Below are 12400 nucleotides of genomic sequence, written 5' to 3'. Positions count from 1 at the left end.
ATCAAAAACAGCAGGTCGCTTGATTCTCATACACCAGATTTGACTATAGCTCAGGAATTTGTCAATGACGAGAAACCAATAGCACGAACAATTTTAATCAAAATAATTGGAAATAAAGAATTGCAAACATAGGCAGTAACGACTCAGAGGAACTCAAGTATATTCAATAGGTTTCACTAAATGGAAATCTGGGTTTAACAATAAGTTAAACAGTTCACTCTGCCTCGAGAATAAGATTCTTACCGCCTTTTTTTGCACGATACAAAGCTTCATCCGCACGCTTAAAAATACTTTCTTGCGATTCTTCTGGCCGGAGCTGGGCAACACCCGCACTAAATGTAATTAGCAAGCGCTTATTTTCATGCAGGAAAAATTTCTTAGTTAAATTCCGTCGTATTCTAGATACTATCTGAACCGCCACCTCTAGTTTAGTATTAGGAAGCAAAATCACAAATTCTTCGCCGCCATATCGTGACACGATATCTTCTGGACGCGTCGTATCTTTAACAGAATCCACCAAGTATTTCAAAGCATCATCACCAACTTTATGGCCGTGTGTATCATTGAGTTGTTTGAAATTATCGATATCTAGTAGTGCATAACATAATGGATTCTCATGACGTATCGAACGAGAAGCTTCTCGCTCAAAGGCGGTATCCAAGCCACGCCGGTTAAGTATCCCGGTCAAATGATCTTCGTGAACCTTCTCACCCATCTCAACCAACTTGGTTTCAAGCTGATTGATTTTATTCTGTGCAAAACTGACCTCTGCACGGGCAGCGAGAAAATCACGACGATAATTTAATGCACTTGCCTGCATCTGCTTGGTTTCTTCCATAATCAATCCAAGCAACTGATTAAGTTCTTTTATATCATTAGCATTACTAATTCTTTGCGAATACTGCTCCAGCTTAACCTGATACTCTCCAGTCGTATCACTCAACTCTTCGATATTTGTAATCAGAGAAGTCACCATGAGCTTCAACGTCGTCTTGGCCTCATTCAGGTTATGTCTGATTATTTCCTGCCTTTGTGCTATCTCCTCTATATAATGCTCAGCTTGTTCTATGACCTGAAGATCTAGGGGTCTGGATATAGTGTCACGCAGTTTATTAAGCCGCACTCCAACCCATTGATCCTCGGCTAACAACTCACCAGTACTATCCATAAGCATATTGAGTAATTTCAGTAAGCCTTTCTTCAGCTTAAGTCCATTTTCCCCATATGCATCGAATTTTCCGCAGAAATTCTGAAAATCAACCGAAAATCTCTCCACGTCTGATTTATTTTGAATCTTACGCACCTGGTTTGCCAGTATTTTTGCTTCTTCATTTAGAACAATATCTTCAATTTGTCGAGCAACCACATGCTCTAATACTTGAGACATTAACTCCAATAGTTGATCTGCAAAATGGCCAAAGGGAAGATTTTGTTCTAAAACGGCTTGCGATGCTTGAGAGTCTTGTGGTAATAAATCAACTTGCAACAAAGAGTTCTTTACTTGCACATCCTCGGCTGATTCTTGAATAGTGGACGCTAACATTCCCCAAGAATCGATCAATGCCTTCAGCTTGATGTGCAATTGATTTGAATCTTTTGAAAACTTAGTAAGCACTCGATTAACACCTTCTCTTTTTTTCGCAATTGTTAGCCTACCTTGCTTGTTTTCCAAATGTTTCAACAATGCTTCGATCGTACCTCCCCAAACTGCTGTGGAATCAATTGATTCATTAGCTTGACTCAACTCTTGATTTGTTGATATCGGAATTAAAGGACCGGCGCTAGTTCCTGAATTTCCAGAAATCTGAAGATATAGTTTGTGGTAATTTTCTGGAGTTGGCGGGATTCTTAGCGAGGCGAGTTGCCGCAGCGTTTCGCGAGCAATAGTAATTGGATCAGAATCTTTAAATTGTTTCATATTAATTGGTCAAAATTAAACATAATGAATCAGTAATCCTGGGATTAAGAAACATCGACTCACTCGAAAAAAAATTAAACTAATTGCAGTAACATCTTTAACTATGAAATCAATCAACCAATTTATTCTTTATTGCATAGCGAATTATCTCTGAATTGTTTGTCAATTTGAGTTTCTCTAATAATCGTGCACGATAAACACTCACTGTTTTAGGACTCAGAAACATCTCAGACGATATTTCAGACAAAGTTTTACCGGCTGCAATAAAACACAATGTTTGATACTCTCGATCGGATAAAGTAGCATGAAGGGGTTTATCAATATCAGAGTTAATCGTATTAGCAAGTTCTTGTGCGACAACTGGGCTAACATACTTATCTCCTGCTGCGACTTGCCGAATAGCCACCACCAGCTGCGCAGGTGCGCTTTGTTTATTTAGATAACCCGATGCACCCGCTTTTAATGCACGAATAGCAAACTCGTGTTCATTGTGCATACTAAGCATTAATACTGACAAATTAGGCCTATCTTTCTTTATCTGCTTCAAAATCTCAATCCCATTTCTATCGGGTAGAGATATATCCAATAACATGACATTGAAGTCTTGCTGCCGCGCAATTTTGATTGCTTGAAAACCCGTTTCTGCCTCTCCAGTCACCTTAATATCGTCAGTTTCACTGAGTATCTGCTTCAAACCTTGACGAACAATTGCATGATCATCGGCAATCATTACACTAATCATGTATACCTCCAGCTATTTAAAGCCGAGAAATTTGCTTTCTCTTCTTAATCGGCTCTGATTGCGAGAACTCTTTAAACCTGCTATTTAAATCATGTGCTTGCTCAGAATCATATTCTGGATCCCCAGTCGGTATCAAAATAGTCACCTTAGTTCCTTTTTCTGATTCTCCAGAAATATGAAAATTTCCCTTTAATTGCAGACATCGTTCACGCATTCCTCGTATTCCAAACGAATCTTGCTTCTCCATATCAATTTCAGTAATACCACACCCATCATCCATCACATCAAGCAGAATCAAGCCTTCCAATTCGACAAGCTTTACCTGAATGCGTGATGCATTGGCATGTTTGGAAATATTTGTCAGCGTTTCCTGGAATACTCTAAATATCGCTATGGCTAAATCCGAGTCTAAAGATATTTCATCATTGTCGCATGATACTCTGCAAACAATACCGGTACGATCACTAAATTCTTTTGCTTGCCATTGCACAGCAGCAACAATCCCACAATCAAGAATCCCGGGGCGTAAATCAAGCGAAATCCTTCTAGTACTGTCGATTACACGATCCACTAGTGATTCAATAGATTTCGCTTTCTGTTGATAAAATTCGAGTTTTCTTGCTGTCTTATCCATACAAGGAAGTAACTCACATTTAATGGCAGTTAATGTCCCACCGATGTCATCATGAATTTCGCGTGCAATTCGGGCCCGCTCCTGTTCTTTAACTTTCTGCAAATATGAAGATAGCTCAGCCAACTGTTCACGCGAACGTGCAATTTCGCGCTCAGTCAATTTATTGCGAGTAATGTTTATCATGATGCCATCCCACAGCATGGCTCCATCAAGCATTCTTCTGGGTGTTGCACGTAAACTGACCCATTTAATATCACTATCTCCTTTTACTTGAATACAACCCTCCCAGTTCCAAGTTGAAAGTTGCTCGGCAGATGTCATCATAAGTTGACGATAAGATTCTTTGTCTTCAGACAGAATTAATTCTGGAAAAAGTTCTGGGTTGCTCATTAGCTTCTGGGGTGATAACCCCAGAAGTGTTTCGCTTGCATCGCTGACATATGGGAAACTAGCTTGATTATTCTTACCCAACTGAAACTGAAACACGACTCCGGGAAGATTAGATGTAATTGCTTGAAAAAGCACCTCACTTTTTTGCAAAGCAGCTTGAGCAGTAATAAACCGCTGATAATTCTTTACTTCACGCAAACTACGTCTAATTACCGGCACTAATCTAGCAAGATTGGCTTTCATCATAAAATCATATGCACCTAAAGCCATGATATTTTCAGCCGCTTCTTCACCGATATCACTGGAAGCAACGATTAAAGGTATATCCAACCCTTGATTTTTTATCAATTTGATTACATCGCACGCATTAAGTCGCGGTGAAGCATAATCAGATAGAATCACATCCCAATTCAGGAGCTTCAGAGCCGCTTGCAAATCGTCAGCCGTGGCAACGCACAAATAGTCTATTTGAAAACCACTGCGTGATAGTATTTTCAGAACCGTCTCAGCATCCTTTGCAGAATACTCAATCAACAATATTTTTAACTTCTCTTCATCGACCATCTCAGTCCCTCATTGATCGAAGCCGATATAAACTTAAGAATTAGATTGCAAAATTAACCATCTGAATTAATTCCACATTCTACAGAATGACTTCATCTTTAGAAAGTGATTTATATCACGAATAACCGTTTCTAACCAACCAAATAGCTAAAATACAAGAAAGTAAAATTCTAAACTTTCCAAAATCATTTCCGATAACTGCAATCAACGGTGCTTGTCTTTCTTCTTGGATTGCGAGGAAGTCACCACCGTAATTTAAATTAAAGATTTATCCGCCCAAGGTTTTTATACCTTTCAGGTTTGCGGAAAAACCAACTGGCAATAATGCCAAATGTAAATTAGGAGAACCCAAATGTCTCAAGTTATAAATTCAAATATCGCTTCGCTGACTGCACAACGCAACCTTAACTCATCAGCGTCATCACTCAACACATCACTAGAACGTTTATCTTCTGGATTGAGAATAAACAGCGCTAAAGATGATGCTGCGGGCCTGGCTATTTCAGAAAGAATGACTTCACAAATCCGTGGCCTAAACCAAGCTGTACGTAACGCAAACGATGGCATTTCGCTGTCACAAACTGCTGAAGGTGCGCTGAGTGAAATCGGCAACAACCTGCAACGTATACGTGAGTTGGCTGTACAATCTTCCAATGCCACCAACAGCGCCAGTGATCGCACTGCACTACAAGCCGAAGCTTCACAATTGATTTCTGAAATATCTCGCGTTGCCAGCCAAACCCAGTTTAACGGCACGAATTTACTGGATGGTTCTTTTCAAAATCAGAGCTTCCAAGTTGGCGCAAATGCTGGCCAAAGCATCGACATTAATAAAATCAATGATGCACGTGCTTCTGCACTCGGCAGCCATACCCTAACCACTGGCGGCACAGCAATGAACGCCGTTGCTGTCGGCGATATCGCCAGCTTGACCAACGCTGTACTCGCAGAAACCGACCTCACCCTCACCACTGCAGATGGCGGCACAACGAGTCCAATTACTTATGCTGCAGGTACAGCAGGATCGCTGACCACTACCGGTGGAGCCAGAGAAGTTGCTACTGCAATCAACAGTGCAGCAAGTGGTATCGGAATAACCGCCACCGCAAGTAACAGTACGACGCTAAGTAGCCTGAGTGCGGCTGGTACGGTTTCATTCAGCATCAATGGGCAGGCGATTTCGACAGCGGTTACGGATCAGAATGACCTGAGCAGTGTAGTTTCTGCCATCAACGGTGTTCAGGCCACTAGCGGTGTCACAGCTAGCTTCACCAGCGCCAGTTCGAAATCGAGCATTACCCTCAGCACGACAGATGGGCGTAATATTGTTCTGAGCGGCTTCGCGAACAGCACCGTCGGTAACGATACGGTCAGTTTCGGTGGCTCGACTCTGACGGAAGGCGCTGCTGCTACCATCTCTGCTGTGAAAACTGGTACCGTCTCGCTTTCCAGCGCCAAAGGCGCGATCTCGACAGCCAACGCTAATGCTTCTGCATTTTCAATTGCTGGCGTAAATAACAGCACCTTTTCTTCGATAGCAGCCCTAAGCCTATCGTCTGTAACGGGCTCACAAGCTGCACTCACCTCAGTGGATGCAGCATTAGCCCAAATCAATTCATCCCGCGCCGACTTAGGTTCATATCAGAATCGTTTCAGCTCAACCGTCGCGAATCTGCAAAGCACTTCTGAGAATCTTTCAGCTTCTCGTAGCCGGATTCAGGATGCCGACTTCGCCGCTGAAACAGCCAATATGACACGTGGCCAGATTTTACAACAAGCAGGTGTAGCAATTCTTGCACAAGCAAATTCTTTACCCAATAATGTTCTATCACTGCTACGTTAAGTAATCCGTAACAAATGATACAACACATTAAATAAAGCTGATAGTACGCGGGATTATCAAAAAAACTCCCGCGTACGTTTCAACTTTAAGGAGCTATTCCATGAACATCAATCAATTAAACGGACCGGATGTAATTTCACGCCCTGTGGCACCAATGTCGGTTACTCAGAAGAAAATTATGTTTGATACTGACGTTGCTCCATCACCTGTTCCAACTGGACGACCTACAGTAAATAATAAATCAGAGACAGTAGAACAAATCAAACAAGCTGTTCAAGAAATTCAGGAAGCAGCAGATATTCTAGGACATAACTTGCGTTTCTCAATTGATGAAGAAACTGGAAAATCAATCATTAAGGTATTGGATGCCCATACTGATGAGGTTATTCGACAGTTTCCCACAGAAGAAGCCATTAAAATAGCCCGCACCTTAGACAAGATGCAAGGATTGCTACTTAACGACAAAGCATAATCAAAATTCTAATAGAATCAGAATAACAGGACTCAAAAATGCTTTCATCTCCAGGAATTGGATCAGGTTTAGATGTCACCGGTATTGTCAGCCAATTAATGGCATTGGAACGCCGCCCCCTGGCATCTCTCGATACCAAAGAGGCTAAACAGCAAACTCAGCTAACTGCATTCGGTAGCCTAAAGGGTGCGTTGTCCTCATTCCAAAGCAGTCTTTCTGCGTTGGCCAATCCGGAAAAATATACCGCTAAAACGGCTAGTCTTGCTGATACAACTTTGGCCAATGTGAGCGCTACTTCCACTACTGCAACAGGCAGCTACTCCATGGAAATTCAAACGCTCGCACAATCGCATAAATTAAAATCTGCTAACTTTGCAACTACCGGCACCACAATCGGCAGCGGCACTATAACCATACAGTTCGGCACATACAGTGGCGGCGCATTTACACTTAATCCAGATAAAGCTGCGCAATCAATTTCCATTTCTTCTGACAATTCATCATTGGCCGGCATTCGTGACACTATCAATCTAGCTAACGCAGGAGTAACCGCCAGCATTGTTAATGATGGCACTGGCAATCGTTTAGTGATTGCTTCAACGGATACAGGTTTGAGCAACGCCCTAAAAATAACTACAAATGATACTGATACAAACGATACTGATAATGTAGGCTTATCTCAGCTTAATTACGATGCGTCCACTGGTGGCACGACTAATCTTACCGAAACTGTGGCAGCCAGCAATGCCACATTAGTCATTGACGGCATTCTAATTAACAAAGCATCCAACAAAATTACAGATGCTATTGAAGGTGTCACGTTAGATCTATTGAAAACAAATACTGGCACAACAACAACCTTAAATTTATCTCGAGACACAGCAAGCGCTCAAAGTGCAGTGTCGTCATTTGTTAAAGCTTTTAATGATCTTAATAAAACCATCGTCGATCTCTCAAAATATGATGCCGCTACTAAGCGCGCATCTATTCTAACGGGAGATTCAACCGTTCGTTCAATCCAGACACAATTACGCAACACAATCTCCGATCCACTGACTACTGCAGGCGGCGGCCTGAGCATACTAACTGAGGTAGGCGTTTCTTTTCAAGCGAATGGTACTCTTAAATTTGATTCAACTGCTCTATCCCAAGTACTGAATGATCCGACAAAAGATATTTCGACACTGTTTGCCTCCGTTGGAAAAACCAGTGACAGTTTAGTATCATTTATCAGTGCTAAACCTGATACAAACAATGGCAAGCACTCATTGGATATCAGTCAAATTGCGACACAAGGCACTGCGGCAGGTAGCACTCCTGCTGCGCTGATTATTAATACTGGAGTCAACGACACACTAAATTTCACTATTAATGGAGTAAGCGCCAGTGTAACTCTTGCAACAGGCACTTATACGGCAACTTCACTGTCAGCTGAAATCCAGTCAAGAATCAATGGTGCACCAGAAATTTCTGCAGCCGGTATAAAAGTAGCACTAAGCGAGTCTGCGGGAAAATTAACTATCACTTCCGATCAATTCGGTGCTGCATCAACTGTATCAATTACCGGCGGGAATGGTAAACAGGATTTATTTGGCATACCTGTTGAGACCAGTGGTGTAGATGTGGCTGGGACGATTAATGGCGTCACCGCCACAGGTTCTGGTCAAATCCTAACCGGTGATGCCGACAGCAGTGGACTCACTCTCAAAATATCCGGTGGCACCACAGGTGCTAGAGGAAATGTCGATTTTGCGCATGGCTTTGCAGCAAAGCTGGGTAAATTAGTAGATGATATGTTGAAATCTAATCTAATTGATAATCGTATTGATGGCATTAATTCATCAATCAAAGATATCGAATCACAGAGAGAAGCATTAAATCAGAGACTCGAGGGAGTAGAGAAACGTATACGTGCACAGTTTTCTGCATTGGATGCGACAATCGTCAGCATGACCCAAACCAGCAATTTCTTACAACAACAATTGTCCAGATTGCCTGGTGCAAGTAGCTAAAAATAAGCTCCAGGAAGTAAGCTTCTTATAATATAAAAGAGAGTACAGAATGTTTATTACCACAAATAATGCAATATCCGCCTACCAACGTATTGGTGTTGAAACCGGCGTTGAATCAGCCGATCCGCACAAACTTATTTTAATGCTATTCGAAGGTGCACAAGAAGCACTGGCGAGAACCAGAATACATATGCAAAATAACGAGATCTCAGAAAAAGGAAAAATGATTTCAAAAGCCATCATGATTATTGATCACGGCTTGAAAGCTAGTTTGGACATGAATGCGGGCGGTGATTTGGCCATTAAACTCCAAGCACTTTATGATTATATGACGCACCGATTATTAATGGCTAATATTCAGAATAACATTGAGATACTGAATGAAGTGAATAAACTTTTATCTGAACTATATAGTGCCTGGAAAGAAATCGGAGAATCCAATGGAACTCCAACTGCAATAAAAGCAATTGCCATCTAAACAAAGATTTCTGTACAAGAAAAAGGACATGTAAAAGAATGGATTATGCGCATACGATAATAACCTACAATGCCATTTTAGCAACAACTGGGAAAATGCTGACTGCTGCACAAAATAGCGAATGGGATCAATTGGTATCATTAGAACAAGAATGTAGAAAACTAACCGATAGCCTCAAAAAAAATGACACAGAGCCTTTACTCGATAAAGAATTACAGCAAAAAAAGGTAAAAATTATTCACCAAATATTGGATAACGATGCTCAAACTCGAGCAATCATTGAACCTTGGATGGCAAGGCTACAAGATATGCTCAGCATTAATAAACGCACACGCAATCTTCAACAAACATATCAACCTATTAACAATGTATAAGCATCCAAATAAAGTATCAGTATCAGAATATATTGCTTCTGTTGGATAAATACAAACAACTTAAATACAAGCTGTCGTGAATCCAATCATTATCAAAACCGATTTAATCACGCCCCTAACACAGATAAAATCTGTTTCACCGATAGCACCTGTAACAGCAATTCTTGATTCACAAAATTCTTCTAGTAAATTTGAGCAAGGACAAAAATATCAGGCATTTGTTGAAGCACGTTTATCTAATGGAAGTTCCAGAGTTTTGGTTAATGACAAACTACTCCAGATAGACCTACCAGCAAAGTTTCAACCCGGCAATAAACTAGAATTAGTTTTCATTTCTCACCAACCAAATCTAAAATTCCTTATTCTCGACAAAGCAACGATAGAATCAAAGGAAAATATCGCTTCAATAAGCACCACTGGACGATTTATCGGTCTCCTAGTGCATGATACTTTAAAACATGTCCCAACAAATACCACCCAATCACTAACAAGCTCTTCTCCTATTCTGAATGGAACTCTAACAAATAGCACTGAATTACCCGGTTTATTGCAAAAAACAATTACCCAAAGTGGGTTATTCTATGAGTCACATCAAGCTCAATGGATTAATGGAGAAAATACACTGGAAAATTTACAACAAGAGCCACAGGGTAAGTTAATGTTAGCAGTACCTGAGCTATCTGTGACTAAGGCAGCGATTTTAGCTTCGCCAAATCCTGAAATGCCAGTGCATATTCAGACTATGCCACTAGTACAGCAACAACTAAATACACTGGAAACCGGACATATATTCTGGCGAGGTGAAGTTTGGCATGACCAATCAATGGAATGGGATATTTATGAACAATCTGAATCTGAAGATGAAAACAAGGCCAATGAATCCGATCATGCAGCACAGTGGCGTACGCAACTTCATTTATCGTTGCCACAACTGGGAGACATTACCGCCAACATCTTATTTAATTCCCAAGGTCTTAATATTAAAATAAAAACATCACAATTTAACACGACTAGTTTATTAAAAAGCAATCAATCATTACTCACGATAGATATGCAATCCGCAGGATTAACCATTCAAGCGGTAGAAGTTCAGCACAATGACAATGAATGAATCTTACCCCACTGCTGTAGCACTTGCGTATCAAGAGGGACAAATCGCGCCTAAAGTAATTGCTAAAGGTCGGGGTCTCATTGCTCAGGAAATTATAAGGCGTGCCAAAGAAGCGGGGGTTTATGTTCATGAATCAAGTGAATTGGTCGCATTATTAATGCAGGTTAATATCGATGATCGCATTCCGCCACAGCTTTATGTCGCAGTCGCAGAATTACTTGCATGGCTTTATCGCTTGGAAAAAACAAAAACGCCTTTGACTGCTAATAGTCTTGACAGCAAGATCACACAACAAACTTTGGAAGGACATTGATAATGCTCGCACCCAATGAAGATACTGAAACATACGAAGTATTAGAACCTACTATGCTAACTCCTGAAGAAAAAAGTGAGAAATTCCGCATTAACTCGGAAATTGATATTCTTTTTATACTTCGCGGAATCATGCAAGCAGATTCACTAATTACACTTTACCCCGACTATGAGAGCGATTTTATACTAACATCGATTCTATCCATAGACTCTGACAAGAAAGAAATGGTGATAGATTATGGCATTAATGACAAGCATTGCCAGAAAGCACTCAATTCTAAAGAATTAGTATTTGTTACCACACAAAATAGAGTAAAAATAGAATTTGTCTGTGATCAAATCAAGAAAATACAATTTAATAATAAAGATGCATTTTTAGTCAATGTCCCAGAAATGCTTCTACGTATACAGAGAAGAAACCATTTCCGCATTACTACTCCTATTGTAAAGCCACTTAAATGTGTTATTCCAATACCCGGAAAAAGTTCAACAGCTGCCAAAGCGGAAGTAGCGATCCTTGATATAAGTTGTGGCGGTACTGCTGTCATCGATCAGCACCCAATTATCAATTTTGACCCAGGCATTATTTATAGCAATTGCCAAATCATGCTCCCAGAGATTGGGACTATTAATGTCACTATCCAGGTAAAAAACACCTACGAAATCACTTTACGTAACGGTCAAAATTGTATGCGCGCCGGATGTCAGTTTATCAATCTAGCAGCAAGTATGGAGGCTATGATACAGCGCTATATTATTAAGCAAGAACAAATTAGAAAAACAAAATAAATCCTGATTAGCTACTTGCCTCAGAAACTCTCAGAGACCTTTGCAAAACTCAACGAATTTCCAAATTCGTTACAATTTCTGATTTTTATGTGTGTGGAAGAGTATCTTTTAGTAATTTTCTTGCTGAAATCACGCGAGCAATCACTTTTATCGATGATTATCGGCTCAGAAGGCGCATTTCTCCTGCGATTGCAGTGGTATCTGTCTAATGAACGACCGGCGAGGTATCAGAGCTGTGAGATGTGGAAAGTTAGAAAAGTGCAAGCTGCCTATCTTCGTGTAGTTTTTGATACTCTTTCCCTTGTCCCTTAACATAGTTCCTTATCGTGTGTTCATCGCCATGACGACCAACAGTACTCGCAAAATAGCCATCACTCCAAAACTCACCGCCCCAGAGTTGTTTTTTGACATGAGGACACAAGCGAAATATCTCACTTGCTGTGATACTCTTAATCAGCGTTACCAGTTTTGTTACACTATAGGAAGGAACGCTTTGCACTAAAAAATGAACATGATCTTCATCTGTTCCAATCTCCAGAAATTTCAACTGGTAACGCTTCTCCAGCTCAAGACACACATCTCCCAGTCTCTTATCTATTGCCTTATCGAACACAGCGCGACGATATTTCGCTGGAAATACCAAGTGATAAAGCAATGTTGTTACGTTATGTCGCTTATGTATATATTCGCTCACGCGAATATTTTACGGAGCTATAGTCAAATCTGGTGTATGAGAATCAAGCGACCTGCTGTTTTTGATC

12 protein-coding genes are annotated in these 12400 nt (G+C 40.7%); 8 read left to right on the top strand and 4 right to left on the bottom strand.

From position 1 onward, the window contains the following. Positions 1–214: 214 nt before the first annotated feature. The 3 genes from QZV86_RS11805 to QZV86_RS11795 form a co-directional block, all read right to left on the bottom strand. Positions 215–1918 (bottom strand): GGDEF domain-containing protein, encoded by a 1704-nt coding sequence (locus QZV86_RS11805; RefSeq protein WP_295628348.1) that lies wholly within the window; start codon positions 1916–1918, stop codon positions 215–217. Between the two features lie 109 nt (positions 1919–2027). Then, positions 2028–2660, bottom strand: coding sequence for a response regulator transcription factor (locus QZV86_RS11800; protein WP_295628343.1), 633 nt, complete (start codon positions 2658–2660; stop codon positions 2028–2030). A gap of 16 nt (positions 2661–2676) precedes the next feature. Then, entirely contained in the window at positions 2677–4248 is a 1572-nt protein-coding gene (locus tag QZV86_RS11795; RefSeq protein WP_295628340.1) for a histidine kinase, read from the bottom strand. 352 nt (positions 4249–4600) lie between these two features. Here QZV86_RS11795 and QZV86_RS11790 point away from each other — a divergent pair, with 352 nt between their 5' ends. The 8 genes from QZV86_RS11790 to QZV86_RS11755 all read left to right on the top strand — a co-directional run bounded on the left by QZV86_RS11790 (position 4601) and on the right by QZV86_RS11755 (position 11639). Further along, positions 4601–6091 carry a flagellin gene (locus QZV86_RS11790; RefSeq protein WP_295628336.1) on the top strand — a complete coding sequence of 497 codons (1491 nt, stop codon included), beginning with the start codon at positions 4601–4603 and terminating at the stop codon, positions 6089–6091. 100 nt (positions 6092–6191) lie between these two features. Further along, complete coding sequence (locus QZV86_RS11785; protein WP_295628333.1) at positions 6192–6563, top strand: flagellar protein FlaG; 372 nt, start codon at positions 6192–6194, stop codon at positions 6561–6563. Between the two features lie 38 nt (positions 6564–6601). Next, the gene (gene fliD / locus QZV86_RS11780; RefSeq protein ID WP_295628330.1) at positions 6602–8575 is read left to right on the top strand and encodes a flagellar filament capping protein FliD; all 1974 of its coding nucleotides are present in this window, start codon (positions 6602–6604) and stop codon (positions 8573–8575) included. A gap of 49 nt (positions 8576–8624) precedes the next feature. Beyond that, on the top strand, positions 8625–9053 hold the full coding sequence (gene fliS, locus QZV86_RS11775; protein ID WP_295628327.1) for a flagellar export chaperone FliS: 429 nt from the start codon (positions 8625–8627) through the stop codon (positions 9051–9053). Positions 9054–9091: 38 nt separating this feature from the next. After that, complete coding sequence (locus QZV86_RS11770) at positions 9092–9427, top strand: flagellar protein FliT (protein ID WP_295628324.1); 336 nt, start codon at positions 9092–9094, stop codon at positions 9425–9427. Between the two features lie 76 nt (positions 9428–9503). After that, positions 9504–10538: a flagellar hook-length control protein FliK gene (locus QZV86_RS11765; protein ID WP_295628321.1), complete on the top strand. Its 1035-nt coding sequence runs from the start codon at positions 9504–9506 to the stop codon at positions 10536–10538. Next, a complete protein-coding gene (locus tag QZV86_RS11760; RefSeq protein WP_295628319.1) occupies positions 10525–10851 on the top strand; it encodes an EscU/YscU/HrcU family type III secretion system export apparatus switch protein in 327 nt (108 codons plus the stop codon). Before QZV86_RS11765 ends, QZV86_RS11760 begins: the two co-directional genes overlap by 14 nt. Before the next feature lie 2 nt (positions 10852–10853). Next, on the top strand, positions 10854–11639 hold the full coding sequence (locus tag QZV86_RS11755) for a flagellar brake protein (RefSeq protein ID WP_295628316.1): 786 nt from the start codon (positions 10854–10856) through the stop codon (positions 11637–11639). Positions 11640–11889: 250 nt separating this feature from the next. Here the strand turns inward: QZV86_RS11755 and tnpA are convergent, their stop codons facing one another. Further along, positions 11890–12333: an IS200/IS605 family transposase gene (gene tnpA / locus QZV86_RS11750; RefSeq protein ID WP_295625089.1), complete on the bottom strand. Its 444-nt coding sequence runs from the start codon at positions 12331–12333 to the stop codon at positions 11890–11892. Positions 12334–12400 lie beyond the last annotated feature (67 nt).

It is taken from the genome of uncultured Nitrosomonas sp., assembly GCF_902826915.1.
In the GTDB taxonomy this organism is placed as follows: Bacteria; Pseudomonadota; Gammaproteobacteria; order Burkholderiales; family Nitrosomonadaceae; genus Nitrosomonas.
This window is presented reverse-complemented; position numbering and strand designations above follow the sequence as displayed.